Origin of the sequence: Candidatus Nitrosarchaeum limnium BG20 (assembly GCF_000241145.1) — an archaeon.
Lineage (GTDB): Archaea > Thermoproteota > Nitrososphaeria > Nitrososphaerales > Nitrosopumilaceae > Nitrosarchaeum > Nitrosarchaeum limnae.
In genome coordinates, this window is the sequence record NZ_AHJG01000186.1 from 1 (window position 1) to 26,237 (window position 26,237).

At 34.6% G+C, this 26,237-nt stretch carries 39 protein-coding genes, 1 tRNA gene and 1 pseudogene; 24 read left to right on the plus strand and 17 right to left on the minus strand.

Annotation, left to right across the window (positions count from 1 at the left end):
• The first annotated feature begins 177 nt into the window (after positions 1 to 177).
• The 6 genes from BG20_RS06205 to leuD are packed head-to-tail and all read left to right on the plus strand — an operon-like array spanning position 178 to position 4,712.
• Positions 178 to 888: a TIGR00266 family protein gene (locus tag BG20_RS06205; protein ID WP_010192351.1), complete on the plus strand. Its 711-nt coding sequence runs from the start codon at positions 178 to 180 to the stop codon at positions 886 to 888.
• Positions 889 to 948: 60 nt separating this feature from the next.
• Positions 949 to 1,698 carry an aconitase family protein gene (locus tag BG20_RS13640; RefSeq protein WP_250635827.1) on the plus strand — a complete coding sequence of 250 codons (750 nt, stop codon included), beginning with the start codon at positions 949 to 951 and terminating at the stop codon, positions 1,696 to 1,698.
• A complete protein-coding gene (locus BG20_RS13645; protein WP_250635828.1) occupies positions 1,667 to 2,221 on the plus strand; it encodes an aconitase family protein in 555 nt (184 codons plus the stop codon). The genes BG20_RS13640 and BG20_RS13645 overlap by 32 nt, the downstream gene beginning before the upstream one ends.
• Positions 2,218 to 2,703 (plus strand): LeuD/DmdB family oxidoreductase small subunit, encoded by a 486-nt coding sequence (locus tag BG20_RS06215; protein ID WP_007402761.1) that lies wholly within the window; start codon positions 2,218 to 2,220, stop codon positions 2,701 to 2,703. Before BG20_RS13645 ends, BG20_RS06215 begins: the two co-directional genes overlap by 4 nt.
• Before the next feature lie 7 nt (positions 2,704 to 2,710).
• Positions 2,711 to 4,126, plus strand: coding sequence for a 3-isopropylmalate dehydratase large subunit (leuC, locus tag BG20_RS06220; protein WP_010192354.1), 1,416 nt, complete (start codon positions 2,711 to 2,713; stop codon positions 4,124 to 4,126).
• 1 nt (position 4,127) lies between these two features.
• Complete coding sequence (gene leuD, locus BG20_RS06225; protein ID WP_010192356.1) at positions 4,128 to 4,712, plus strand: 3-isopropylmalate dehydratase small subunit; 585 nt, start codon at positions 4,128 to 4,130, stop codon at positions 4,710 to 4,712.
• Here leuD and BG20_RS06230 read toward each other — a convergent pair.
• The 10 genes from BG20_RS06230 to BG20_RS11915 form a co-directional block, all read right to left on the minus strand.
• Positions 4,690 to 5,418, minus strand: coding sequence for a nucleotidyltransferase family protein (locus BG20_RS06230; protein WP_048097111.1), 729 nt, complete (start codon positions 5,416 to 5,418; stop codon positions 4,690 to 4,692). The two genes, leuD and BG20_RS06230, sit on opposite strands and share 23 nt — an antisense overlap.
• 3 nt (positions 5,419 to 5,421) lie before the next feature.
• The gene (rpsI, locus tag BG20_RS06235; RefSeq protein ID WP_010192360.1) at positions 5,422 to 5,871 is read right to left on the minus strand and encodes a 30S ribosomal protein S9; all 450 of its coding nucleotides are present in this window, start codon (positions 5,869 to 5,871) and stop codon (positions 5,422 to 5,424) included.
• Positions 5,868 to 6,329 (minus strand): 50S ribosomal protein L13, encoded by a 462-nt coding sequence (locus BG20_RS06240; protein WP_010192362.1) that lies wholly within the window; start codon positions 6,327 to 6,329, stop codon positions 5,868 to 5,870. The genes rpsI and BG20_RS06240 overlap by 4 nt, the downstream gene beginning before the upstream one ends.
• Positions 6,322 to 6,669: a 50S ribosomal protein L18e gene (locus BG20_RS06245; protein WP_081477537.1), complete on the minus strand. Its 348-nt coding sequence runs from the start codon at positions 6,667 to 6,669 to the stop codon at positions 6,322 to 6,324. Before BG20_RS06245 ends, BG20_RS06240 begins: the two co-directional genes overlap by 8 nt.
• A gap of 45 nt (positions 6,670 to 6,714) precedes the next feature.
• Positions 6,715 to 7,353, minus strand: a complete 639-nt coding sequence (locus BG20_RS06250; RefSeq protein ID WP_010192366.1) for a DNA-directed RNA polymerase subunit D — start codon at positions 7,351 to 7,353, stop codon at positions 6,715 to 6,717.
• A 457-nt stretch (positions 7,354 to 7,810) separates the two neighbouring features.
• Positions 7,811 to 7,975 carry a hypothetical protein gene (locus BG20_RS12410; protein ID WP_157999282.1) on the minus strand — a complete coding sequence of 55 codons (165 nt, stop codon included), beginning with the start codon at positions 7,973 to 7,975 and terminating at the stop codon, positions 7,811 to 7,813.
• The gene (locus tag BG20_RS06255; protein WP_010192369.1) at positions 7,972 to 8,367 is read right to left on the minus strand and encodes a DUF6659 family protein; all 396 of its coding nucleotides are present in this window, start codon (positions 8,365 to 8,367) and stop codon (positions 7,972 to 7,974) included. The genes BG20_RS12410 and BG20_RS06255 overlap by 4 nt, the downstream gene beginning before the upstream one ends.
• Entirely contained in the window at positions 8,368 to 8,532 is a 165-nt protein-coding gene (locus tag BG20_RS12710) for a hypothetical protein (protein WP_193353030.1), read from the minus strand.
• 130 nt (positions 8,533 to 8,662) lie between these two features.
• On the minus strand, positions 8,663 to 8,956 hold the full coding sequence (locus BG20_RS06260; protein ID WP_010192371.1) for a hypothetical protein: 294 nt from the start codon (positions 8,954 to 8,956) through the stop codon (positions 8,663 to 8,665).
• Between the two features lie 34 nt (positions 8,957 to 8,990).
• Positions 8,991 to 9,218 (minus strand): hypothetical protein, encoded by a 228-nt coding sequence (locus BG20_RS11915; protein WP_010192373.1) that lies wholly within the window; start codon positions 9,216 to 9,218, stop codon positions 8,991 to 8,993.
• A 153-nt stretch (positions 9,219 to 9,371) separates the two neighbouring features.
• Between BG20_RS11915 and BG20_RS06265 the strand changes: the two genes are divergently transcribed.
• From BG20_RS06265 to BG20_RS06305, 10 genes are read left to right on the plus strand one after another with little or no spacing between them, the layout of a single operon-like run.
• A complete protein-coding gene (locus tag BG20_RS06265) occupies positions 9,372 to 10,058 on the plus strand; it encodes a ribosome assembly factor SBDS (protein WP_010192375.1) in 687 nt (228 codons plus the stop codon).
• The gene (rrp4, locus tag BG20_RS06270; protein WP_007402745.1) at positions 10,058 to 10,738 is read left to right on the plus strand and encodes an exosome complex RNA-binding protein Rrp4; all 681 of its coding nucleotides are present in this window, start codon (positions 10,058 to 10,060) and stop codon (positions 10,736 to 10,738) included. The genes BG20_RS06265 and rrp4 overlap by 1 nt, the downstream gene beginning before the upstream one ends.
• Positions 10,738 to 11,475: an exosome complex exonuclease Rrp41 gene (gene rrp41, locus BG20_RS06275; RefSeq protein ID WP_007402744.1), complete on the plus strand. Its 738-nt coding sequence runs from the start codon at positions 10,738 to 10,740 to the stop codon at positions 11,473 to 11,475. The genes rrp4 and rrp41 overlap by 1 nt, the downstream gene beginning before the upstream one ends.
• The gene (gene rrp42 / locus BG20_RS06280) at positions 11,472 to 12,287 is read left to right on the plus strand and encodes an exosome complex protein Rrp42 (protein ID WP_010192378.1); all 816 of its coding nucleotides are present in this window, start codon (positions 11,472 to 11,474) and stop codon (positions 12,285 to 12,287) included. Before rrp41 ends, rrp42 begins: the two co-directional genes overlap by 4 nt.
• Before the next feature lie 4 nt (positions 12,288 to 12,291).
• On the plus strand, positions 12,292 to 12,501 hold the full coding sequence (locus tag BG20_RS06285) for an eL43 family ribosomal protein (RefSeq protein WP_007402742.1): 210 nt from the start codon (positions 12,292 to 12,294) through the stop codon (positions 12,499 to 12,501).
• Positions 12,488 to 12,730 carry a KEOPS complex subunit Pcc1 gene (locus BG20_RS06290; RefSeq protein ID WP_010192381.1) on the plus strand — a complete coding sequence of 81 codons (243 nt, stop codon included), beginning with the start codon at positions 12,488 to 12,490 and terminating at the stop codon, positions 12,728 to 12,730. Before BG20_RS06285 ends, BG20_RS06290 begins: the two co-directional genes overlap by 14 nt.
• A 24-nt stretch (positions 12,731 to 12,754) precedes the next feature.
• Entirely contained in the window at positions 12,755 to 13,192 is a 438-nt protein-coding gene (locus BG20_RS06295) for a prefoldin subunit beta (protein ID WP_010192383.1), read from the plus strand.
• Positions 13,193 to 13,243: 51 nt separating this feature from the next.
• On the plus strand, positions 13,244 to 13,930 hold the full coding sequence (locus BG20_RS06300; protein ID WP_010192385.1) for an ERCC4 domain-containing protein: 687 nt from the start codon (positions 13,244 to 13,246) through the stop codon (positions 13,928 to 13,930).
• 33 nt (positions 13,931 to 13,963) lie between these two features.
• A complete protein-coding gene (locus tag BG20_RS13240) occupies positions 13,964 to 14,191 on the plus strand; it encodes a rhodanese-like domain-containing protein (protein ID WP_010192387.1) in 228 nt (75 codons plus the stop codon).
• 17 nt (positions 14,192 to 14,208) lie between these two features.
• On the plus strand, positions 14,209 to 14,718 hold the full coding sequence (locus BG20_RS06305; RefSeq protein ID WP_010192389.1) for a sulfurtransferase: 510 nt from the start codon (positions 14,209 to 14,211) through the stop codon (positions 14,716 to 14,718).
• Here BG20_RS06305 and BG20_RS13245 read toward each other — a convergent pair.
• From BG20_RS13245 to BG20_RS06315, 3 genes are all read right to left on the minus strand, one after another.
• The gene (locus BG20_RS13245) at positions 14,677 to 14,832 is read right to left on the minus strand and encodes a hypothetical protein (RefSeq protein ID WP_238527537.1); all 156 of its coding nucleotides are present in this window, start codon (positions 14,830 to 14,832) and stop codon (positions 14,677 to 14,679) included. The genes BG20_RS06305 and BG20_RS13245 overlap by 42 nt on opposite strands.
• 152 nt (positions 14,833 to 14,984) lie before the next feature.
• Entirely contained in the window at positions 14,985 to 15,182 is a 198-nt protein-coding gene (locus BG20_RS13250; RefSeq protein WP_238527538.1) for a PIN domain-containing protein, read from the minus strand.
• Positions 15,172 to 15,987, minus strand: a complete 816-nt coding sequence (locus tag BG20_RS06315) for an NAD(+)/NADH kinase (protein WP_007402736.1) — start codon at positions 15,985 to 15,987, stop codon at positions 15,172 to 15,174. The genes BG20_RS13250 and BG20_RS06315 overlap by 11 nt, the downstream gene beginning before the upstream one ends.
• Before the next feature lie 93 nt (positions 15,988 to 16,080).
• Between BG20_RS06315 and BG20_RS06320 the strand changes: the two genes are divergently transcribed.
• The 4 genes from BG20_RS06320 to BG20_RS06335 are packed head-to-tail and all read left to right on the plus strand — an operon-like array spanning position 16,081 to position 20,321.
• Entirely contained in the window at positions 16,081 to 16,926 is an 846-nt protein-coding gene (locus tag BG20_RS06320; protein WP_010192392.1) for a sulfurtransferase, read from the plus strand.
• A gap of 2 nt (positions 16,927 to 16,928) precedes the next feature.
• Entirely contained in the window at positions 16,929 to 17,240 is a 312-nt protein-coding gene (locus BG20_RS06325; protein ID WP_010192396.1) for a hypothetical protein, read from the plus strand.
• A gap of 36 nt (positions 17,241 to 17,276) precedes the next feature.
• Positions 17,277 to 18,227: a 4Fe-4S binding protein gene (locus BG20_RS06330; protein ID WP_048097112.1), complete on the plus strand. Its 951-nt coding sequence runs from the start codon at positions 17,277 to 17,279 to the stop codon at positions 18,225 to 18,227.
• Positions 18,228 to 18,278: 51 nt separating this feature from the next.
• Positions 18,279 to 20,321 (plus strand): cellulose synthase family protein, encoded by a 2,043-nt coding sequence (locus BG20_RS06335; protein ID WP_010192401.1) that lies wholly within the window; start codon positions 18,279 to 18,281, stop codon positions 20,319 to 20,321.
• Here BG20_RS06335 and BG20_RS06340 read toward each other — a convergent pair.
• Entirely contained in the window at positions 20,318 to 21,844 is a 1,527-nt protein-coding gene (locus BG20_RS06340) for a hypothetical protein (protein ID WP_010192404.1), read from the minus strand. The genes BG20_RS06335 and BG20_RS06340 overlap by 4 nt on opposite strands.
• A gap of 411 nt (positions 21,845 to 22,255) precedes the next feature.
• On the opposite strand from BG20_RS06340, the pseudogene BG20_RS06345 reads away from it, so the two are divergent.
• Both BG20_RS06345 and BG20_RS06350 read left to right on the plus strand, forming a co-directional pair.
• Positions 22,256 to 23,579, plus strand: a pseudogene (locus BG20_RS06345) (cation:proton antiporter domain-containing protein).
• On the plus strand, positions 23,572 to 24,003 hold the full coding sequence (locus tag BG20_RS06350) for a hypothetical protein (protein WP_007402728.1): 432 nt from the start codon (positions 23,572 to 23,574) through the stop codon (positions 24,001 to 24,003). Before BG20_RS06345 ends, BG20_RS06350 begins: the two are co-directional and overlap by 8 nt.
• A gap of 2 nt (positions 24,004 to 24,005) precedes the next feature.
• Here BG20_RS06350 and BG20_RS06355 read toward each other — a convergent pair.
• Positions 24,006 to 24,082 (minus strand) — tRNA-Gly (locus BG20_RS06355).
• A 63-nt stretch (positions 24,083 to 24,145) separates the two neighbouring features.
• Here BG20_RS06355 and BG20_RS06360 point away from each other — a divergent pair.
• Positions 24,146 to 24,409, plus strand: coding sequence for a hypothetical protein (locus BG20_RS06360; protein ID WP_010192407.1), 264 nt, complete (start codon positions 24,146 to 24,148; stop codon positions 24,407 to 24,409).
• Here BG20_RS06360 and BG20_RS06365 read toward each other — a convergent pair.
• Positions 24,401 to 24,910 carry a 50S ribosomal protein L16 gene (locus BG20_RS06365; protein WP_007402726.1) on the minus strand — a complete coding sequence of 170 codons (510 nt, stop codon included), beginning with the start codon at positions 24,908 to 24,910 and terminating at the stop codon, positions 24,401 to 24,403. The genes BG20_RS06360 and BG20_RS06365 overlap by 9 nt on opposite strands.
• 98 nt (positions 24,911 to 25,008) lie before the next feature.
• Here BG20_RS06365 and endA point away from each other — a divergent pair, with 98 nt between their 5' ends.
• A complete protein-coding gene (endA, locus tag BG20_RS06370) occupies positions 25,009 to 25,572 on the plus strand; it encodes a tRNA-intron lyase (protein ID WP_010192409.1) in 564 nt (187 codons plus the stop codon).
• Here endA and BG20_RS06375 read toward each other — a convergent pair.
• A partial coding sequence (locus tag BG20_RS06375; protein WP_010192410.1) for a phospholipase D-like domain-containing protein occupies positions 25,569 to 26,237 on the minus strand: 669 nt, incomplete at its 5' end. The two genes, endA and BG20_RS06375, sit on opposite strands and share 4 nt — an antisense overlap.

The window sequence follows — 26,237 nt, forward strand, 5'->3', positions numbered from 1 at the left end:
GATGAATTTTGTTTTCATGTTTTGATGTAAAATTATTTTACAGATAAGCATTGATTAAATTTGAATTTAATGAAAAGTCTTAAAAGAACAAATGTGCTTACCACTTTTTTTTGAATCTAGACTATGTACTAGCATGAGAAACATATGGTTTTTTATCTAGATTGATATTGTCGTTTTATGGAATATCAGATTCTCAAAAATCCCATGAGTTTATTGGAAGTCAATTTGAAAAAAGATGAATCCATCACTGCTGAAGCTGGTGCTTTGGTGTTTATGCAGGGCGATATCCAAATTGATACAAAGACACGCTCTGGAATTTTAAAGACACTCAAAGTTTCAATTTTAGGAAATGAGTCGTTTTTTGTAAACAAGTATACTGCAAAACATGATGGGTGTATTTTGGGATTAACTGGTCCTCCAGTTGGCGATATAATTGATATTCCAATTAATAGCAATGCTGGATTCATTGTACAGTCAGGCTCTTACATTGCCTCAACTCCTGATGTTGATATTGATACTAAGTGGCAAGGATTCACTAAAGGTATCTTTGGAAGTGAGCTATTCATGCTAAAAGCGACTGGAGATGGAACTGTATTTTGTAATGCATATGGTGGAATAATAAAAAAACAAATTTTATCTGGTGAGACATTTGTTTTAGATAATTATCATCTAGTTGCATTAAGTATCAATTCTGATTATGAGGTTACAAAATTTGGTGGTCTTAAAAACACCATACTTGGTGGAGAAGGTCTTGTTACAAAAATAACTGGACCTGCAACAGTATACCTTCAAACAAAGAACCTCAAAGAGTTAATTGATTTACTTGGAGTAAAACATAATCAGGAAACTCAGGGAAATAACTTTAACATTGCTGGATTTAGAGTTTGATTCAAACCAATCAGAGAATATCTGAAAAGCTTTTAATCTGTAGTAATGGCTTTTTTGGTTATGAATATAACTGAAAAGATACTCGCTCGTGCTTCAGGAAGACAGAAAGTTTCCCCTGACGATGTTGTTTTTGCTAAAGTTGACAAGGTTATGGTTCATGATGTGTCAGGTCCCGGCGTACTCAAAGTATTTGATAAATTAAAAAAACAAGGAATCAACGTTGATAAATTATGGGACCCATCCAAAGTTTGGGTTGCAGAAGATCACTTTGTTCCATCGGCTGACAAGGTATCTGCTGAAAATATTGTAAAGTTATCTAATTTTACTAAAAACTATGGAATTGCAAAACACTTCAAGTATGGCATGGGGCAATATGGAATTTGCCACACTCTTTCTCATGAAGAAGCATTGGTCTTGCCAGGCGAAGTTTATGTTGGTGGAGATTCTCACACCAATACAACTGGTGCATTAGGTTCTTTTGCTTGTGGGTTGGGTCACACTGATGTAGCTTATGTTTTACTAAATGGACAGATATGGTTCAAAGTACCAGAAACTTTGTACTTTAAGCTAAATGGAAAACTACCAGAACATGTAATGGCCAAGGACTTTATCCTAAAGATTATTGGTGATATTACTACTGAAGGTGGAGCTTACAAAGCAATGCAGTTTGGTGGAACTGGAATTAGTGAAATGTCCGTTGAAAGCAGATTGACAATGTGTAACATGACAACTGAAGCAGGAGCAAAGAACGGAATTGTTGAACCTGATCAAAAAGTAGTTGATTATCTTACTAGTAGAGGGGACTACTAACATTTCTCTAGTACATGGAGATAATGACGCAGAATATGAAAAAGTATACGAGTATGAAGGCTCTGAGATGGAACCTCTTGTGGCAAAACCATTTTCTCCAGAAAATATCTCTATAGTGCGCGAAGCACCATCAGTAGAGTTGGATAAATCATACATCGGTTCTTGCACTGGTGCAAAATACGAAGATTTGGTAGCAGCCGCTAAAATTCTCAAGGGAAGAAAAGTAAAGATTAGAACTGAAATCTTACCTGCTTCAATTTCTATTTACAAACGTGCAATGGAAAATGGACTACTAACAATATTTTTAGATGCAGGTGTTACTGTTGGTCCACCTACATGTGGAGCATGTTGCGGTGCTCACATGGGTGTGTTGGCAAAAGATGAAATCTGCATCAGTACTACAAATAGAAATTTCCCAGGAAGAATGGGACATGTAGATTCACAAACATATCTTTCATCACCACTAGTAGCAGCAGCTTCTGCAGTTACTGGAAAAATTACTGATCCGAGGGACTTGAAATGAAAGGAAACGTCATAAAATATGCTCGAGACAACATTGATACTGATGTAATTATTCCTGGTCAATATCTCAAAGTGCATGATTATGCTGAGCTTGCAACACATGCAATGGAAGGACTAGACCCTGACTTTCATTCCAAAGTTAAAGAAGGTGATTTTATTTTGTCTGGTAGGAATTTTGGCTGCGGTTCATCCCGTGAACATGCTCCAATTGCATTGTCTCATTCTGGAATAAAGGCAGTACTTGCATTATCATTTGCAAGAATCTTTTATAGAAATGCAGTTGATGGGGCATTTTTGCTTCCAATTGAAATTGATCAAGATGCATATTCTGATATTTCTGAAGGTGATCAAATTGATATTGATATCAAGACAAATCAAATCAATAATCTCACAAAAAACAAAACATACAAAATGAAACCATTCTCCGAAATCATTGGAAAAATAATAGAAGCTGGCGGTTTATTCAAGTACAAACCAGATTAGGATTAAAATGGGAAAAACACTTTTTGAAAAAATTTGGGATGCTCATATTGTTGTAGAAAAAGAAAACAGCCCTTCTCTTATCTACATAGACCGACATCTGGTGCATGAGGTTACATCGCCGCAAGCATTTGATGGCCTTCGTATGAATAACAGAAAAGTGAGAAGACCTGATCTGACTATTGCAACAATGGATCATAACGTTCCAACAAATAACAGAACGCTTCCTATATTGGATCAAACATCTGCAGTCCAAATACAAACACTAGAGAAAAACTGTAAGGATTTTGGAATTCAATTATTTGATATTCATAGCCCAAATCAAGGAATAGTTCACGTAATTGGACCTCAATTAGGAATTACATTACCTGGAACCACTATAGTTTGTGGTGACAGTCATACATCCACACATGGGGCATTTGGTGCATTAGCATTTGGTATTGGTACAAGTGAAGTAGAACACGTTTTAGCATCTCAAACTTTGTGGCTAGAAAAACCAAAACCTTTTGAAATAAGGGTAGAGGGAAAAAGAAAAAACCCTCACGCGGTTACTGCAAAAGACATCATACTATCTATTATCAAAAATATTGGAACTTCTGGGGGCAATGGAACTGTTATTGAATATACTGGCGATGGGATTTGTGATCTTTCAATGGAGCAAAGAATGACAATATGTAACATGTCAATTGAGGCAGGTGCACGTGCTGGATTAATTGCACCCGATGAAAAAACATTTGAGTATCTTCGAGGTAGAAAATATACTCCAAAAAATTATGAATCTCTAGTTGATTACTGGAGAGAGAATCTGAAAACTGACAGTGATGCAAAATTTGAAAAAAAATATACTCTACAAATTGACAATATTGCACCTCAAGTAAGCTGGGGCACTAATCCTGGAATGACTTGTGATGTTACTGAATCAGTTCCATCCCCTGAAGAATTTTCTAACGGTGATCAAAACCAAAAAAAGGGAGCAGAGAAAGCACTTGAATACATGGCACTCAAACCTGGAACTCTTATGACTGAAATAAAAATAGATAGAGTTTTCATTGGTTCTTGTACTAATGCAAGGCTTGAGGATCTTATTGAAGCATCCAAAGTTGTTAAAGGAAAAAAAGTCTCCTCACATGTCAAAGCAATGGTAGTCCCTGGTTCTCAAATGGTAAAAAAACAAGCAGAAGAATTGGGTCTTGATAAAATCTTTACAGATGCAAATTTTGAATGGAGAGATGCAGGTTGTAGTATGTGTCTTGGAATGAATCCCGATATATTATCACCTGGTGAGCGATGTGCAAGTACTTCAAATAGAAATTTTGAAGGAAGACAAGGAACTGGAGGAAGAACCCATTTGGTTAGTCCTGTAATGGCTGCAGCTGCGGCTATTGAAGGTCACTTTGTAGATGTAAGGGATATGGATTTGAATTAAGATGCAGTCATTTAAAAAAATCAAAACAATAGTCACTCCTTTTGATAAGGTAAATGTCGATACTGATCAAATTGTCCCAAAACAATTTCTAAAACTAGTTCAAAAATCTGGATTTGGACAATTTCTTTTCTATAACTGGAGATATGATGAACACGAAAATCTCAAGCCTGATTTTATTCTAAATGAGCCAAAATACAAAAATTCCAAAATTCTAGTTGCAGGAGATAATTTTGGATGTGGTTCCAGTAGAGAACATGCTGTATGGGCATTGCTAGATTACGGTTTTTCGGTAATCATATCAACGTCATTTGCAGATATCTTTTATAGTAACTGTTTCAAAAATGGTATCTTGCCAATTATTCTAGATGATAAGACAGTGGAGAAATTACAACAAGAAACAAGCGAGGTAGAAGTGGATCTACAAAACCAAACTATCAAAACAAGTTCTGAAACAATTCATTTTGATATTGATTCTCACAAGAAAAAAATTCTTTTGGAGGGGCTGGATGATATTGCACAAACCTTGATTTATGAAAAACAAATACTAAACTTTGAAAAGCAATCTAAAATCCCATCTGTTTTATAATCTTCTTTACAGTAGAATCATTTCTTTCTAAAATCATTGGAGATTCAGCATCAATCCAATCTCTATCCTCAATGTCAAAAGCACTAATCTTCCCTTCTTGTGATAACTGCTGTAAAATATCAAATGATAAGTTGATCTCCTTTTGTTTTGTTTTTGCTTTTATTTTTTTGATTATTTCTTTTCCTAAAATGTATACTCCAAGACATTCGGATAATTGCAGTTTCATTACTGGTTTTTCTCTAAACTCTTTGATTATTCCGTCTTCTACTACTGCAAACCCTGTCTCTTCTTTTCTTTTTGTTCTAGTTGCAATGCATGCTATGCTGTTTTTCTCTTTGAATGTTTTTCTCATCTTTTCCAAATCAATTGCACATAGGTTATCTACAAACCATAAAACAAATTCCGTGTCTTCTTTTAGCTTATCTTCAAGGTGTAATAGATCTCCACCTGTCCCACTTTGAGAGTCTTGTACAAATGTAATCTTTTTTCCATTCTTTGCGTTACTGTAGTAGTTTTTAATCTGACCCCCAAGTCCATTGTAATCTGAAACAATGATGATTTCTTTGATGAAACTAAACGAGTTGAGATATCTTACAATGTAATCAATTAATGGTATATCGTTAATTGGCGTCATTGCCTTTGGAAAATATTCAGTATATGGCTTACCTCTAGTTCCTTTGCCACCGGCTAAAATCACAGCCTTCAAAGCCTAACGGTATGATTTTTGCTTTCTTCTTCTTGCGCCAGGTCCGCCAAATTTCTTTGGCTCTTTTCTTCTGGCATCACCGCTAATCAAATACTTGTCAAAATCTGTGATTCTTTGTCTAAGGTCTTCTCTTGTTGATTTTGGGAATGGATGATCTTTTGGATCTTTTTTAGATTTTGTCCAACCTGTCAGTGCTCTTGAGATGCCAGTAGCTGCTGCACTGGCTTGCCCCATAAATCCTCCACCTCTAACTCTAACAGAAATATCTATTTTATCTCTCAAATCTCCGGTAATTTCTAATGGAGCTAACATAACTTCACGAGCTGTTTCTTGTGGAATCATTTCAATTGGAATGTTGTTTATTCTAATTTTTCCTTGTCCTTTTGTAATGTATACATGTGCACTAGATGTTTTTCTTGTTGCAAAATAGATTTCTGTCTTTGGTGTGGTCATTCTGTCCATCCTATTATTTTTGAAATTTCGCCAATTGTTGTATAGTTTGCAGGCGATTTTGTAATCTTTGCTTCTTTGAATTGAATTTTCTCAAATGCACTTAATTCTCTTGGGGAACCAATGTATGTTCGCAATCTTTTATGGGCCATTAATCCAGATGGTTTCTTCTTTGGTAACATTCCACGAACCATTCTCGTCATTATTGTATCTGGTCTTCTTGCATGTACTGGACCGTGTCTTGGATGAATTACACTGTTTACTTCTAAGAATTTTCTGTAATGATAAATTATGTTGTCTCGTGTTCCACTTAACATGATTTTCTCACAGTTTACAATTGAAACTCTGTTTCCATTTAATAATAATTTTGCAACCTTTGAACATAGTCTTCCAGCAATATGATCTGTTGCGTCAACTACTACTGGTTTGTCCATTGATACTGCTACTTCTTGACTAGCCAAGTAGTACCACTCCTTTCCCTGTTGGGTTTTTTTCTATCAAGTCAGAAAAACTAACTATCTTTCCACCTCTTTCTAAAACTTTAGCAGCTGCTGCATTTGAAATTGAAAATGAGCAAAGTGTAATTTTATGATTAATGTCTCCAGTTCCTAATACTTTACCTGGGAAAACTACAGTATCTGATTCCTTTGTTAATTGACCAATTCTATTCAAATTAATATGTCGTCTTGCAATTGATGGTTTTAGTGCATATTCGGATAGTTTTGCCCAAAGCGGAGCATCATTTTTGGCAGATGCCTTCTTTAGATCCTTTGCCATGCGTATAACGACTTGATTAGCCATGTGAATAAACCGGTTTGAAACCCAAATATAATGTCTATGCTTGGATTATTCTTTTAATTGACCAATAATTTCTTTGAATTCTTCTAATCTGTTGCTTAGTTCATCTACTCCAGCAAGAACTATCTGTTCTGGTTTTAATGCTCCTGTAGATTCGATTGTAAGAATACGTTCGTCATCCTTGTTGGTTTCAGTTAGAACTGAAATATTTGAAGAATTCCACTTTGCATGTTCTGTTCCACGTCCTAGTCTTGCATAGCACTCCACTTTAATTCTCTGGCCCGCTGCAAGTTGAACAATTGGAATTTTATCTGAAGTAGGCTTTACTGATTCATCTTCTGATGTTAGTTCATTTGATAAAATAGTTCTAGTTACATCTGAATCCCCTGAATCTAAAACTAACATTACTTTACAATTAGAGCATCCTGTTTCACTTTTACAATCGCATTTTGATGGTTCATTGAATCTTGAGAGATCAGTCTGTAATGGTATTAATCCTAGTCTATGAGCCAAGCCTTCATCAGGCAATACTGAAGAGTTTTCTATGATATCCACAGTATCGATGGCAAAAACTGGGATGCCATTAAGACAGATACGTCTAAGTGCATTTGCATATTGTAATGGAACACCTTTTAGCTTTATTGATATTTTCTGATTATCCTTGTTAATTACCTCTAAAGAAGACAAATCTTAGAAAAAAATTCCTAAAGTCCACATAAAAATCTAGCTGGTTTTGTGTATGGGTAATTAAGCTTTATTGGGATTTTGAATTTACTGCCTTTTGTGATTTTTACACTGTTTAAGAATTTCTAGTGCGTCATAAACTCGGCTGTCTGGATTCGAGGGTATCGCTATGACATGCTAGTTATGTCGCACCGTTTTGTTTTGTTTTGTTTATTTTTTAGAATATCTACTGTACTGTGGCCTGCTTTGTCAAAGGATACTGGATTATTTTTTCATTATAGTCTATAATGTTAAAACAAATAAACTCATGAAATTGCTCCAAAGTCATACTCCCACAAATTCTACAAATAAAACGCGTTGGAGTCTTACATTTTCCACATAATGAATAATTTAACAATAAACCTCCACACTTTCTACATGATTCATCCGGCAAAATTATCCTCCTCCATTTTTTTAAAAATTACATTACCTGCGCAATTTTAATTCTGGATTTAGTCATACTGAAACTTTCCTCTAATGCACATTGACCACACAAAGGATTATCCATTGTTGAATCCAATTCTATTTCTCCTATTGGTTTTTTACAGTTTATACAAATCACTATTTTTGTATCATACATATTCAACAACTTATCACCTCCATGATTTTCATGGGTTTGAGATTCTTTTTTGCCATTAGAATTATTTTTGAAGACTCTAGTTCTGGCTCTGATGATATGAGCATAAAATTGTCTTGATGTGGAATGGTGATGATGTTTGTTTTATTTCGATATGATACTATCGCGTTAATGCTTCCAAGCGTATTGTCGAACTCTTTTCTCATTGACAAATCAAGTGCCATCTCCATAAACAACATCTCTATTTTTTGTTGATCTTTTTCCAGTGGTGTAATATTTGGACTAAACCCGCCTGCTATTTTTCTTCCTTTGTTGTTAATTATAGCTGCAAATCTAATGCCGTTTATTTGATTCATCTGATTGCAAGCATAATCATATTGATAGACTTGATTGCTTTCCAATTACAGTTCATCTCCATCATCTAATAGCGTCCATGACAGACCTGCTAGATCTTCCCATCTGAATTGTATATTTGGCATTTGAAGTGTTTCACCTTTTTTTACTGGAATACTTTGCACCAGTGTTTTTGTAGGCTCAGGTTGCCTTTGAACTATGATTGTTGACATGTTTGATTTTGGGTTTGCAAATATATTGTCTTAGATAGTATTTTGTGGCATGCCTTATTTTTGATTTAATTTTTTTATACTAAAATGCAATTGCAAATTTTGTGCCTGTAATTATATAATGCTCGATTCTTTAAATTGACAAGTATGAATGTCTTGTATTGTAATTATACAGTAATTCTAATGCAAAACAAATATTTCTTTTCAAGACTCTAATTCTTAGCAATTCTGATGCAAGCATAGTGCTTTGTGCATCATCGTTTATTCTAATGGCAATCACAATTCTTTTGAATATCTCGTTTTCTCTGTGATATAGTCTATTCAGAACTGTCTCTAAATCTGAAGTGTTAGAATGTGGTGATTCAATATCTGTTTTGAAAATGGTGTGATTCAAACCCTGATTTTTAAGAGATTGTATTTGACTCATGGTTTGTGTTCTCCTTTCAAATAATTAGTTCTGATTATTGGTTTGTGGCATGCTTTATTGTTGACCATGATTTGCAGCCACACTGCGTACATTTTAGCACAAGCGGAATACCTGTGTATGTATTGTATATGTCAGGTGCTGTTGGTGCAAAGCAAACTTTACATTTTATAGTTTCAAGTTTTCTGCCTTTTTTTACTGGGGTACTTTGAACCAGTATTTCTGAAGGCTTAGGTTGCCTTGTTTGTAAGTGGATTTGACTCATGGTACAGTAATACATGATCAAATATTAGACATTGGTTAGTTATTTGTGGCATGCCTTGATTTTCTTAGGTATATTTTCTACATCTGATATAATGCCTAAAGCAAATTGTATTTGGTAGAGATAAATACCAAATTAACATAGAATATTTCAGAAATGACTGATGTTACTGTTGTTAGATATTCGTATGAAGGCGAAAAATTTGAGATTTTGGTAAAACCTGATCCAGCTCTTGATTATAAAATGGGTAAGAAAAAAGACATCTCTTCTATTTTAATTGCAGATGAAATCTATACTGATTCCGGTAAGGGTACAAAACCGTCGACTGAAAAATTACTCAAGGCTTTCAAAACTGAAGATGTAAACGAGATAGCCGAGATAATGCTAAAAAAAGGTGATCTGAATCTCACCACTGATCAAAGACGTAAGATGTTAGATGACAAGAGAAAACAAATCATTTCATTTATTGCAAAGACATACGTTGACCCTAGAACTCACTTACCTCATCCACCGATAAGAATTGAACAAGCATTAAAGGATGGACGAATTACAATTGAACCGCAAAAAAGTGTTGATGAACAAGTGCCTGAAATTGTAGACAAATTACGTTCTATCATTGCTCTCAAGTCTGAAAATCTTGATCTTGAAATAACTATTCCAGCACAATATGCATCTCAATCATATGCTGTTTTGAAATCTGTTGGGTCTTTGAAAAAAGAAGAATGGCAAAATAATGGTTCTTTAAAAGCAATACTTGAAATACCCGCTGGAGCAAGGCCAAATGTGATTGATAGATTAGGTTCTATAACAAAAGGTTCTGCTACAGTTGAGGTTATGAAGTAATGGAAAATAAAAGAAAATATGTTATTCCAGGCGATGTGATTACGACTGGCCCTTACAGACCAGAGCAAAATGTAATCCTTGATGGTAACAAAATAATTGCAACATCTATTGGAATTTCGGAAATTTATGATGATTCTATTAAAGTAATTCCGTTAACCGGAAAATATATCCCAAAAATTGACGATCTAGTTATTGGCAAAGTTATATCTCACACATCATTGTCATGGGAACTGGATATCAACTCCTGTTATGTGGGATTTTTACCAGCACAAGATGTCTTTGGAAGGGATTTTTCTGCACATGCCGATGAACTCACATCAAAACTCAAATCAGGTGACCTAGTTGCTGCCCGAATTGCAAATTTTGATAGAACTAGAGATCCACTTGTAACTATAGCTGATAGAGATCTAGGTAAGATCGATTCTGGAACTCTAGTAAAAATATCTCCAAGCAAAGTCCCACGCCTAATTGGGAAGAGGGGAACTATGATACAAATGATCGAAATGGCTACCGGTGCTGCCGTAACCATTGGTCAAAACGGCTGGATAGTAGTTTCATGTGAAACTCCCGAGGGATTATTAAAGGCTAAAAAAGCCATACAAATGGTCGATGAAAAGGCACATGTTGCTAATTTGACAGACCAAGTGAAAGAAATGTTAGAATCAAAAGGTGAATCATAATGGGCGGTAGAGATACAACACTAGTGTTACTAGATGAAAATGGAATTCGTTGTGACGGCCGTAAAGTTGACGAACCACGACGAATTATGATAAAGGCCGGAGGATTGAAAAATGCCGACGGCTCTGCATATATTGAATTTGGCGATAATAAAATTTTAGTTGGGGTATTTGGTCCAAGAGATGTTCATCCAAAACACATGTCAAACACTGACACTGGTATTTTGCGAGTTAGATATCATATGGAGCCTTTCTCAGTAACTGAGAGAAAAAATCCAGCACCTTCAAGAAGAGAGATTGAAATTTCTAAAGTTATCAAAGAAGCATTAGAACCAGCAGTCATGCTAGAAAAATTTCCAAGAACTGCGGTTGATGTATTTATCGAAGTTCTTCAAGCTGATGGCGGTACTAGATGTGCAGCACTTTCTGCAGCATCAGTTGCATTAGCCGACGCTGGAATTCCAATGAGAGACATGGTTGCTGCATGTGCTGCAGGAAAAGCTGCTGATACAATTATCTTAGATGTAAATAATGAAGAGGATCAAGCCGGACAAGCTGACATGCCAATTGGTTACATGCCAAGTCTTGAAAAAATCACTCTACTGCAATTAGATGGAGTATTGACTCCTGCAGAATACAAAAAATGTGTAGAGACTGGAATTCATGGTTGTAAAATTGTTTATGAATTACAAAAGAAGGCACTTACAGACAAATATTTTGGAAACGGAGAAAGTAAATGACTTCTACATCTGTAATTGATGATCTAAAAAAATCTCAAATTCTTGAATTACTTGAACAAGGAAAAAGAGTTGACGGAAGAGCACTAGATGAACCTAGACAATTAGTAATTGAAGTTAATGCAATTCCAAAAGCAAATGGTTCTGCACGAGTTAGACTCGGTGATAGTGAAGTTGTTTGTGGTGTTAAAATTCAACCTGATAGACCTTTTCCAGATATGGGTGACAAAGGTATCTTCATTTGTACTGCTGAACTTTTACCACTATCTCATCCAAGTGTAGAAACAGGACCTCCTGGACCCGATGTGATTGAATTGGCAAGAGTCGTGGATAGGGGAATCAGGGAAAGTCACATGATTGATTTATCTCAATTAGTTATTGAAAAAAATAAATCTGTAGTTGGAGTATTCGCTGATAATGTAGTAGTTGATTATGATGGAAATCTATTTGACGCATGCGCTTATGCTGCAACAGCTGCATTACTATCCTCTAAATCTCCAAAATGGGAGATGCAAAACGATGTTCCAACTTTAGTTGAAGGCGGAGAATCTGAAGTACCAATTACAACTATTCCGGTATCTGTCACAATGGGCAAAATTGGAAACCATATCATTGTAGATCCAAATGGTGATGAATGGGATAGTATGGATGCAAGGATAACAATTACTACAGATTCTAATGGAAACATTTGTGCTTTACAGAAAGGAGGCATTGGTGGATTTTCATTTGAAGAGGTTATCAAATGTGGTGAATTATCTGTTAAAGTAGGCTCAATAATCAGAGAAAAGTTAAAACAAGCAAAGGGTGGCGCATAATAAAATGGTCAAACAAAAAACATTGAAAGGATTGGGTGCTAGATACGGAATCAAACATAGAAAACTATATTCTAAAATCCATTTTCAACTAAAAGAAAAAAGAACTTGTCCTGAATGTGGCTCTCAGCAATTTAATCGAGATGCAGTTGGTATCTGGTCTTGTAAAAAATGTAGTTTCAAAGTTGCCGGAACAGCATACGATGTCAAACTTTAATGCAAAAATCATAGTTGACGCAAAAGAGAAAACAAAAGCAATTTTTCAATCTATTAACACTGACAATGAATTTTATCCCGAAAACCCAACAAAGACACGAATGTCCATGGATGACAAAATTACCATCACAATAGAATCCGAATACATTCCTCACCTAAGAGCAAACCTAAATTCAACTCTACGATTAATCCAAGCAAGTTACGATTCAATTGAATCGGTAAAGATATAATGAAATACACATCACTTCAATGACATGTCTTCTGACCAAATGCCTCCATGGCTTCAAGAACAATTAATGAAAATGCAACAGTCCCAACAAAATCTTCAATCTATAATGACACAAAAACAACATCTTGAGATGGAACGATTAGAAACTGACAAGGCATTAGAGGAATTAAAAAAAGCGGCAGATGATGATACTGTTTACAAACATGCTGGTTCAATTTTGATAAAATCTACTAAATCTGAACTTATTGCAGATTTAGAAGAACGAAAAGAGATGGCAAAAACACGTTTAACCGTTTTGGAAAAACAAGAATCTAGAATTAAAGAGTCATTAAAAGAGCAAGAAGCAAAGATTACTGAAATGATGAGATCTCCACCTCCTGGAGGTGCTCAAATGTCTAGACCTACACCATCTAGCGGATCTCAAATACCAAAGCCTTCAACTGATGATAATCCTAGAAAATAAACTGATAATAGATTTCAAAAAGATATTAACAAATTACATGATTACAATTTGGTGAAATTAGAAAATTTAAGAATAATTGTAGATGAGCGGGAACGTAAAAGTGGGATACCTGACTTACTGACGTCTGTAGGTCTTAACATTGAAATGAAGACGTTGCCTATTGGCGATTATATTGTAGCTCCAGAAACCGTAGTGGAACGTAAAAGTATTCGTGACTTGATGTCATCAGTTTTTGATGGTAGGCTATTTGATCAGTGTTCCAGATTAAAGGAACATTTTGAATTCCCAATTGTATTGATGGAAGGAAATGTAGATGAGATTGAGGAAATCACGGAAAACCCTATGATCTTCTATGGTGCCTTATCTACAGTAGTAATTGATTTTAAAATTCCAATTATTCCTACACCCAGTGCAATTCATACTGCTAAACTACTAGTTTCACTTTGTTCTAGAAATGAGTCTCCAAAGGGACCATACCTGAAAAAAATAAAAAAATCAAATGATTTGGAAAAACAACAATTGTCTTCTCTTTGTAGTCTGCCTGGAATTGGAGAAAAGTTTGCCGTCCGAATGCTGCAAAAATTTGGCACTCCACTCAAAGTCTATACTGCAACAACTAGCGAGCTTGCAAAAGTTGAAGGACTGGGAGATGCAAGAGCCAAAAAAATAAAACATGTGCTTGAATCTCAAAGTAAACACCTCAAAGAATCAAATCAAAAAACTCTGCATGATTCATGATACCATTAAATAAATTAACAAACCTGTAATTTCATGTTAGTTTCAATAGATTGGTTAAAAGAGCATCAATCCGATAAAGATATTGTAATTTTAGATACACGCCCAAAAACAATGTTTCTGTATGGACATATTACAAAATCTCAATCATTAACACTTGATCAAGTTATAGAGTTTGATCAATACGGATCAAATCTAGTTCTAGACGAAAAAAAATTTCTGAGTTATTTGGCTCACTTGGAATTGATGATTCTAAAACTGTAATTCTAATTGGAGAATCAATGGATCCTTCTGTTGCAAGAATTGCCTGGACTTTTTTGTATTTCGGTCATGAAAAAATATTTCTCCTGGATGCAAATATTATGACATTACAAAAAAATGGATTTGAATTAACAAAAAAAATATTTGCCCCAACTCTTACAACATTTATTCCAAAAGTAAATTCTAAAATTAGAATAAATTCAGATTCACTCAAAGAAAATTTAGATGATTTTGTAGTATTGGATGCTAGAACTCCCCAAGAATTTATGGGAGGTCACTTACCAAATTCAAAACTAATTCCATTCACTGAAGGAATATCATATGACAAGATATTTCAGGACAAATCTTTTTTACAAAATCTTTTTTTTGATAATCAAATACCAAAAGAAAGTCAAATTGTTTGTTATTGTATGCATGGACATAGAGCATCTAGTCTTTTTCTACAGCTTGTAATTGCTGGATATGAAAATGTTAAACTCTATGACGGCTCATTCGTTGACTGGTATGGAAGGCGATTGCCCCTTGAGTAATTTTTTCTTTAGTGGAGTTCCACACATAGGACATTCTTTTCCAGTTGTATGATTTGTATGACAACCTGGACAGTAATGAACCCATTTACCGACATCTTGAAATGTATTTGTCATAATTGGTGATACTTTTAATCCAATGTTTTTTGCAACATTTGTAATTGCAAAATCATCTGAAATTATTTCACCTTTAATGCTAATGCATAGTGCAATTATTGAAATATCTTGTTTTGATAGCTGCGGATAGTCACCGGTTTCTTTGGCAGATGCTATTGCAGCATTAGTTGATTCTTTATCTGGTCCATTATTTTTAATCGATTAGTTTCTAAGAGTGTCCCTAAAGCATCATGATTTTTTTTGATATGCTTTATCTCTTCATATACTAACGAAGTTGTATAACAATCACTAGCTGATCCAAATGGAACTCCTGCATAAAATGCACTAGCGTCTAGTATTCTAAAATCCAAGTTTACTCATCTGTCTCAGTCCTCGTTTTTTCAATCTAACAAAGACTGCTGGTTTACTATACTTCTTTATAATTATCGGTTCCCCATACCCTGCCGATTTTACTACCTGCGCATCCATTACTATACTACAATCATGAGATGAGATTATTTCTATTTTTTCATCTGGCACTACAATTGACTCTAATCTATACACGGGTGCTACAGGTGTAATGATCAAAACATCTAGACTTTCATGAAGTATTGGCCCACCCAAAGAAAACGAGTGTCCCGTTGAGCCACTTGGGGTAGCTATTATGACCCCATCCATCTTCTGCTTTACTGTGTCGTTTTGAAATTTTATCTCGATCTCTGCAGTCTTTGTAAGGTTTGTTCTGCAAATATAGATCTCATTTAATGCAGGAGGAAACTCTTTGCCACCACATGATGCAACCACCCTGGTTCGTTTATCTAGAAAGAATTTGTCCTTTTCAATTCTCTCTATTGCCTCATCTATCTCTTCAATTGTAATTTCAGATAAAATTCCTCTATTGCCACCTACGTTAATTGTTAGAATTGGAGTTTCGTTTTCTAAATATCTAAAAACTCTGAGTGTCGTTCCGTCCCCACCTAAAGTGACTACGAGATCAAGTTTCTCTTTTTTTAACTCGTCAAGTGATTCTACCTTTTTTGAGCCTTCTACCTCTATTGGTGAAATGGTGTAAACTATAGATTTTTTTGCTAGGAATTTTTTTGCTATTTTTTTTGCTGCATCCTCTGAATCTTTTGAACCTACCTTGCTGACCACTGCGACTTTATGAAGTTTCAATCAGTTCTCCTAATTCCCATTTAGTTAAAAAGATATTTTTTATTTAATTTAATGTAAAAACAATTAAGTATGAATGCAGATTTGTACTATAACATGAGTTATGCACATCCAGAAGTCTTGGTAAATACAGAATGGGTGTCAAAAAACCCTCCAAACGAAAATCGTAAACTAGTTGAAGTCGACTATGATCCTGTAAATGGATATCAAAAAGGTCACATTAATGGTGCCAGCTTAATTTGGTGGAAGAGGGACATTAACGATCCAATAACTCGTGATATTATAAACAAAAAACAATTTGAGGCATTAATGTCTAAAAATGGTATTACAAAAGATACCGAAGTAATTCTTTATGGTGATTTTAATAATTGGTTTGCAGCATTTGTCTTCTGGGTTTTCAAATACTATGGACATGAGAATCTGAAAATCATGGATGGTGGAAGAAAGAAATGGGAATTAGAAAAAAAGTCATACACTACTGAAGAACCAAAATTTACACCAACTACATACAAAGCTCAACCACCAGATGAAGGACTGCGAGCTTATCTCTTTGATGTTAGCAGAGCACTTGGTAGAGAAGATACTGTAATGGTTGATGTAAGATCTCCAAAAGAATTTTCTGGTGAGATTACTGCACCTCCAGAATATCCAATGGAGCATGCACAAAGAGGTGGTCACATTCCTAAAGCAAATAATATTCCTTGGGCAACTGCCGTAAATGATGCTGATGGCACATTCAAGTCAGTGAATGAACTAAAACAAAATTATGAATCAAAAGGTGTAACACCTGACAAAGATGTTATCTGTTATTGTAGAATTGGAGAGAGATCATCACACAGTTGGTTTGTTCTAAAATATCTTCTAGGTTATTCTAAGGTTCGAAACTATGATGGTTCCTGGACTGAATGGGGTAACATGATTGGCAATCCTGTGGAAAAGTAAAATTGCTTTTGGATCTTCCCGTCCTTAAATCTGGTTCATTTTATTATATCAAAGATGGTAATACTAGTTTTGTAATGGAAGATAAAACAAAACGTGGTCTTACAGTAAAAGAGACATCACTTGATGAGCAATTAAATGTCCAAGCTGACAAAGGTATGATTCATGATATGGATGGAATAGGCCATTGGGTACCAATTCGTTGGTATTTTTCAAAGGATCTTTTTGATCTCAACACGGTAAGTGAATATGCAGAAGTCATGGAAAAAAAATACACTGAGATGCGTGAACTTACATGCCCTGACGACAGTGACTGATAACCTTTTTAACTAAATTCAATCTACTAAAACCAAATGTCATTACTCTTAAAAGATCGAGTTTGGTCTATGGAAGCACCAACTGCAAAACGTGGTGTTTATCCTTTACATGGTTTCAAACTAGGACTTTATAGATTGCCCATAAAACTTGAAGATCCACTTGAAATTAAATCCGTACATGACGGTCTGAAAAAAGCATTTGAAATGGATGCATATGCAGACAGAGTCTTTGCAACATATCGTTGGAAAGAACAAAATATGAAAGATCCTGATGCAAAAGGATACGAAGAGGTAGAACTATCCGTTACAGTAGAAATTGTTAGCGGTGAAGTCGTCGATATAATTTATCAAATTTTCCCAATTGAAAAATTCGGTGATCCAAACTGGGTCAAAGACTATAGAAAAAAGGCTGACCATTTTGCAAAAATGGTAATTGATACTATTTTACGCAATACAATATTGGCAGATAAGATGATCTCTTATCTTGCAAAGGCCGAGAAACTAAATCATGCCCAAGCAATTGCAAGACTAGAAGAACTCACACCACTCGCAAAAATTGTTCTTAATGCTAAACCAAAACCAACAGAAGCAACTGATGAAGAAATTGTTGAAGAAGATGGTGGTGACATCGCAATTCCAGATGGTGCAAAACCAGGCCCAATTGATGTTGCATACAAATCAAAAATGAAACCATCTACTCCATTTGATGCCAATGGGTATACGATCAAGACTTGGGGTAGAAAAGGTGCAAATAATGGAATCTTGGGTGTATGGGGAGAATTTGTATCCGTTGATTATGATATTTGTATTGCCGACGGTGGATGCATTGAAGCATGTCCTGTTGGTGTCTACGAATGGTTTGACACACCTGGAAATCCAGCATCTGAGAAAAAACCTCTTATGTCAAAAGAACCAGATTGTATATTTTGTCTTGCATGCGAAGGCGTCTGTCCTCCACAAGCAATCAAGATATTTGAGCAAAAATAAATTACTTTTTGCAACTATAAATAGCGACAAGTAATTTTGTGAAATTAGCAGATGGCACTTAACCCTTTTACTCAATTTGTTTTTGATCTTTTCATAATCTCTGCAATTATAATAACAGCATATACTTGCAATTTTTATTATCTTACCTATCTATCTGTAAAGCGAAAAGCTATACTTTCTACCAATGAAATTGGTACCCCTACTATTACTATTCAATTACCAATTTACAATGAAAAGTATGTGGCAAAGAGACTAGTTGATGCAGTTTGTGCAATGGATTATCCAAAAGAAAAGATGATGATAATGGTCTTAGATGACTCTGATGATGATACAGTTGAACTTTTGTTTGATGTTGTTGCAAAATACAAAAAAGAAGGATTTCAAATTGAGCATATACGACGTGGTACTAGAAAAGGGTACAAAGCTGGTGCTCTAAAATACGCAATGACAATCACTGATACAGAATTCGTAGCAATCTTTGATGCAGATTTTATCCCACCAAATTGGTTTTTGAAAAAAGCAATGTCTCATTTTGTAAAACCTGACATTGGGTTAGTTCAATGTAGATGGGGACATGTAAATGAAAATTATTCTGCAATTACTCAAGCACAAGCACTTAGTCTTGACTTTCATTTTCTAATAGAGCAAAAAGCAAAAAGCAATTCTAATTTGTTTATGAACTTTAATGGTACTGCAGGAATTTGGAGAAGTGATTGTATAGCCGATGCAGGTGGATGGCATACAGCTACTCTTGTTGAAGATCTTGACTTGAGTTATAGAGCTCAAATGAAAGGATGGAAATGTCTTTTTTTACCTGATATTGTAGTTGATGCTGAATTACCTGTTCAGATGAATGCAGCTAAAAGGCAGCAGTTCAGATGGGCAAAAGGTTCCATTCAATGTGCAATTAAATTATTAGCAGACATTGCACTCAAACGTAAAATTAGTGTCGAAGCAAAAATTCAAGCATTTGTACAACTGACGCGTCATATTGTCTATCCCTTAATGTTAATTCAATTTCTGACACTACCTGTTCTTTTAGCAGCTGACATGAATCTCTATTTGGTTAGTTTTGTTCCTGCATTGACTATTGCAACATATCTTGCCATGGGTCCAGGTGCATACATTATGATCATTCAAAGCATGTATCAAAAATCTTGGAAATCCAAAGTCAAGATTTTACCTGCATTACTTGTTTACAATGCAGGAATGTCTGTAAATAATAGCGTCGCTGTGTTCGATGCAATCTTTGGAAAGAAAAATGAATTTCTTAGAACTCCAAAATATGGAATAATCAACAAAAAAGATGATTGGAGAGATAAATCATACAATTTACCTTTTACAAAAACTACGTTACTAGAGATCTTTTTTGGTGTTTATGGGCTGATGGGAATTTTAATTTCCATTTTTTCAAATAATCCTATTTTTGCACCAATTATAGGGTTGCAAACTGTTGGATTTTTTTACATCTCATACATGAGCCTGTCTCACACTCGATTTAAAAGAATTAAATCAGACATTATTCCTGTTTTAACCAAGTCAGAAAAAATGGCAAAAAGAACATATCAATTATCCATGATTGGAGTACTTGCAATTATTATTTTTGGAGGGTTTATGGCCATTAACGGATATCATTCTGATATTTACCCACTTGATAGAATGCGCGGTAATTTAGATGGAATTATTGGCTCCTCTGATCCTGTTGAGATTAAGAATCACTTGAATGCAATAAAACAAGACTTGGCAATTGTTATGGAGAAATTACCAGAAAGTAAAAACCCTGTATGGATATTTCCTACCGAATCTACCAACTTCCTTAGAATAGAACGTGATGTTAATCAATTACAAGTAAACGCTGAAACAATATCTAGTGTGCCAAAAGATAGCGCTGCATTTCAAACTGGTATATCTAACATAGGAGAACGTTCTTTGTCTCTTCGTCAAAATATAATGGATGCAACTCCATACATGTTTGTCAGTGTATCTAACATCATATTTAGTACAATGTGGATTGCTGCAATATTAGGAATCTTTACAGCCCTTAAACGAAGAAGAGATCAATTAACTAAATTTGATGAAACAGCTGGAGTCTAAGAAATATTCAACTCTGTTCTAATTTCATCTACAGCTCTAATTCCATAGATATCTCTAATTTGCTGAATTCTGATTGCTTCTTTTAGTAATTCTTTTCCGATCGTATTTATCAAAATTGCAAAGATATCACTAAATCTAATCTCCCACTTGTCTGCACAATCTAAAATTTTACTAACTGCCCACTGCCTGACTTCATGTGGTAATGGAATTTTCTCTCCTGCCTCTATTGATAATCTATCGAATAAATTCACAATTTCAGCTGTCTGTGTTGCCATGTTTTCAAGATCTTTTATCTCTCCGTATTTTGATTCTGCATTCATTCTGATGTTTGATTGATACTCTGAAAGTTTGAGTAGTGCCATCATCTCCTTTGATGATTCTTTGGCTGTTTTGTTTGTGACATTTTTTACTGATTGCATCTCTTCAAATATTTTATCTGATTTTTTATGAAACTCTGAAGTTAGAGCATCTTGTCGCTTTAAAATATCTGATACTGAAGAAATTTTTTGCTCAATGTTATCTGTCTTTTCAAACACATTCTTTTTAAAATTAGTAAAGTCTTCTTGAACTGATTTTAAGCCCTCGCCTACAAACGCAGTGGAATCTGCCCTGTGAGATAGTGAATTTATCTCAGTCTCAATTTTATCAATTTTCCCCAAGACCTCCTTAATTGAATTCATGCTCAAATCAGATGCAGAATCTGCTTTTCCAGCAATTGTTGTAAACTGTTGCTTTAGCCCTTCAATCACACCGCCTAGAGAATCAATTTTTGATGCCTTTACTGCAATTGTGTCAATTGCAACTTTAATTGCTTCTAGCTCTGAGCTAGTTTTTGATACTGAATTTACATCATCTTTGATTTTTCCAAGCTCTTGATTTAAGCTAGTGACTATCTGCGAACTCACTTCCATGTTGTCTGCTTTTTTGTTTATTTCATCAATGCTGTTTCTTAAATTATCAATTTCTTTACCGATATCTGCTAGAGAGTCTGTCTTTCCTGATACCTTTCTTAGATCATCTCTTACCTCGTCGATTCTTTGTGCAATTTTTATTATCATCTGTGAATTATTTCTCATAGCATTCATGCTATCCTCAACTCTTTGTGATAGTTCTGGAGTTTTTGGAGATGTTTTCTGTAATTCATTTATCTTGGTTACTTCTTCTTGTAGTCTTTGAGTTTGTTCATTAATCTTTGAAACTAGATCTGATTGAGTCCTTACATGATTTAATCCTGCATACAGTTTCTGTGTGTCGTCTTCTAAGATGTTAATTTGTTTTGATTGTTTTTGTATGTTTTCTAATGTGACTGATAAAGTATCAATCATTCCTTTCATGGATACAAGAATTTTTTGATTATCTCCAAATATCTTTGACATTGATTTAATTTCTTTCTGTAATGCTTTACTAGAGTCTGTTACAGCTGCCACTTTTTTTAGTACTGCAGCTGGAGTTGGTTCTCTTTTTGTAACTTTTTTTGTTTTTTCTGGATCTTTTTCTGTCTTTTTAGATACCCTAGCAACCATATCTATTAGCAATAAAATATGATCATAAAAAAGTTAGGTGTAAAATAAAAAATGTAAAGAGTTACTTGTTGACAACTTCTGGCTCATGAAGTAATTCATGAAATGTTTTTTCAGCCAGTCCATTTGCTGTGTCAATAAATCCTCTTGGACAATATTCGCATTGAATCATATAGTACGGTATGGTACCGTACTATTAGTATTTTGGTAATTGTGATGTTACCAATGACAGTCAGATACCCCAGGTCATATCTCTACATTAATTTCAGCTGACCTACTCATCATTCTGCTATAGTACTCATTATGATTAAACATAAAGAGGTTCAAAATAGACTAAATCTCATAAATTTTTCTTGAAAGAACGACTTTCATCTACCCGTAACTGTTTTTAAACAAATTAGATGAAGAAAAATAGTGAATAATTTTGCTCAACAAATTGATCTGTCTGGAATTTCTGACGGTTTAAATCAAATCTATTCTGGACTTTTGGGAGCTGTTACCTATACCCCTCACACTTCATTTATCACTGATTTAGCTTTTATCATGATTATAGGGGCTATTGCAACTCTAGCTTTCTTTAAAATAAAACAACCTTTGATCATAGGATATCTTTTTGGTGGAATGCTGTTGGGACCTCTTTCCCCTCTTTGGACTTGGATATTGCCTGCAGGGAGTAATTCATCTGATGTTCTAGCAAGTACTGGAATTCTCACTGATGTATCTGCATTGAATCTATTCTCAGAGATTCGGTGTTATTTTACTTCTTTTTGTAATTGGAATTGAATTTCCTTTTGCAAAAATCAAGAGTACTGGAAAAATGGCAATTGGTGTTGGTACTATTGGTTTGTTTACCACATTAGGTGCAATTTTTTATGCCGGAAGTTTACTCGGACTAAATTCTATGGATTCCTTGTTTATTGCAGCTGCCCTTTCTATTTCTAGTACTGCTGTTATTGTAAAAATTCTTGAAGAGATGGGGCGAATCAAGAGTGAATCTACTATTCTTGTTTTGGGTATATTGATTGTTGAAGACGTAGTTGCAGTTATTTTAATTTCATCTCTACAATCCATTGCTTTGGTTGGAAGTGTTTCCATAGAATCTATCGTAGTTGTAATTATTGTTGCAATTGGTTTGATTGTAGGCACTTTTACCATCGGGACAAGAGTTATCACTCCTCTAATTGATCGAGTAGCTGCAGCTGAACATAGAGAAATTTTATTGTTAAGTGTTCTAGGTGTATGTTTTGGCTATGCATTATTGGCAAACATTGTTGGACTGTCTGTTGCGATAGGGGCATTTCTTGCTGGAGTACTCGTTGCAGAATCAAAGTCATCTGAAGTCTCAAAGCTTTTGGCAAGTCCTATAAAGGATATGTTTGTAGCAATTTTCTTTATCTCCGTAGGTGCTCTGATGGACGTATCTCAACTTCAAAATTATATTGTTTTATCAATCGCATTAATTATACTGGCAATTACAATGAAGTTTAGCGGGAATATGCTTGGCAATTTCATATTTCGCCAACAACGTACCAAGGGAATTCGTTCAGCCTTTACATTAGCTGCTCCAAGAGGGGAATTTTCAATTGTGATAATAAAAACTGGGGTGGATATCGGTGCTGTAAGTGCATTTTTGTTCCCAATGATTGGTGTGATTTCAATTGTTACAGCATTTCTAACACCGTTTATGATAAAGGCAAGTGATAAAATAACTCCAATGTTAGAAAAGAAAAATGTCTGATGAATTAAAGAAACTATCTGAGCAGGTTCATGAAAATGTAACCTCTTTTGATTTTGATGGAAAAGATGTTCCATGTATAATTTTAGGAGAAATAAAATATGATGAATTAATATCCAAAGTTGCAGGTACAGCGCTTTCTATTGATACTGATCTTAATATCTTGCAAGATGGATTGGGCCACGTCTTTGTAGAAATCGTTTTAAGATTTTCTCAAGGTGGAATCGTTGAAAAAATATTGATTAATGCAAACGAGAAACTATCTTTTTTTGAGGCTCTTGCAAAAACTTCAATGCTTGCCATATCATCCCCTAAATCTCATTACGGAAAAGATAATGTCTTTATGATTCAGTTGCCTAGACCTGAAAAAGCAGAAAATGCTCTAGAGATCATTAAGCATGGGTTAAAACCAAGTAATAAAAAATAAGATGGTGCAGTTACCGGGATTTGAACCCGGGTCACGAACTTGGCAAGCTCGAATATTAACCAAACTGTACTATAACTGCAACAACCCTAGAGAATGAATTTGGATATTAAACTGTTTTTAACTATTATCTTCAAGATAATTCATGGATAAAGTACTAATGGAAAAAATCAAACAAAAAATCCATGAAACAATTTCAAACAAAGACGAAATACGACAAATCATACAATCACTTTCAAGTATTGATAATTCAAAATCCTTTGCATTGGGAATTGTTGTTGGTAGATTATACAACGCATTCTACTATCAAACAAAACGAATTCTGAACAGAGAACCAACAGAAATAGAATTTATTGAATTTTTAGAATTTATCAAAAACAAGAAATCTGACTTGGAAAATCTATGGTGACATTTTTTGATCCCAGGGAATAACTTTGATTGTTGCAGTTCCTGGAATTTTAACACAAGCACTTGAAAGTGCTTTTTTTGCTTTTTCTAAATGTGGTGCATTCACATAAAATTCCATGATGCATTGACCTCGAGCCACTCTAGCTCCTAGACTAGTAGCCTTTCCCCATGCTCTTCGCATTCCCTCTGAAATTCTATCTGCACCTGCAGTAGCAACCATTTTGTTTTCTCTAAGTAATACATGAGGATAAATCCTGAGTCTTGAAAAGTAGCCTGTTTCACCTGTTGTTTGTTCTAGTAGTTTGTTTGCAGCTAATCTACAAGATTCTATGGCCATATGTCTGATCTGGACTTTTTCATTTATGAGTAATTGAACACAATAATCGTAATTTGCTCTTTTTCCACCTTGGAATTTGGCAATTTTTATTTGGGGATTACCCTTGATGAATTCTTTTCTACAGAATGGTTGTCCTTTTCCAACTCTATAATTTGCACCATGCATGATAAACTCAAACCAAAATGCCCATATTTTAACGGTTAGACAACACCTATTCGTATTATCCAATGCTTATATGGAAAACTGATAATTTTCTTTTCATTATGGAAGAAACTCCTCTTGTAAAAGGTGAATTAGTCTCAGATCAAACATGTATTTCAAATAAAGAAATGATTCATGAGCTCCAACTCAAAGGTTATGGGGAAATTGAAAAAGAAAAATTATTTCTAAAGTCATTTGAATCTCTTTATCTTCTATATTCTGAGAAATTAATTCTACACAAAGGCAAAAGAACAATCAATTTTGATGATTTGATGAATATCTGTCAAAAAAATGATTCTGAAACTCTGACAAAGTTTTTGATTTACAGAGATTTGAAAACCCGAGGATACGTAGTTAAAGACGGATTTGGATTTGGCTCTGACTTTCGTGTATATGAGCGAGGACAGTTTGGTGAAAAAGGTGCAAAGTTTCTAATTTTTGGTCTCAATGAAGGACAGCAAGAAAAGATGGGTGCTTTGCAGAAAAAAATTGAACAAATTACTCAGATGGGAAAAGAACCCGTGATAGCAGTTATAGAAAGACGTGGTGAAGTAATCTATTATAAAATTAATAGAATGAATTTTTATGAAAATAAATCTGGACTAGAAGAACAATCTCAACTTTAATCGCTAAATACCCATTCTGATGTGTATTTCAAAAGATTGTTCTTTTCTGCATACATAAAATCATACACTTCAACAAATTTGGTATTGTTTTCCCAAAGATCATCAAAATCTTTTATCTTCCTATCAATTCTTGATTTATCGTTCCATGATGTAAATACATCTACTGATTCAAAATCTCTAATGTGTGTGGAAAGTGAAGACGATGTACCAGTAAATGCAACACAATCACCTTTTTCATCTTTGAATATTCCGATTCTCTCTGAAAAGTAATTTGAAATTTCTTCAGAATTTGGAACTGCAATCTTTAATTCAATTTGACCGTTATTTATGAAATCTTGAATTTTTTGGATTTTAACGTCTTTGATTAATTTTCCGTCAAAACGTTTTGTATATTTCTCATTGAATAGTTTGGTAAGTATGTTGAGATCTGATATCTTGAATCTATTTCCCGTAATCATTTTTAATTTTGCCTTGCCTGATGTGAAATTATCAAACCCCATTGCAATTCCAGCTAAATTTCTTATTGACAAAAAATCCACACATCTGTCATATTCCACACATTTACTTAGACACGGAACAAAGAATTCAGTTACTACATCATTTCTATCTGAGCGATATTCCTGCTCAAATTTCATCTCTCTAAACCCCAATAATTTTTTAATGTA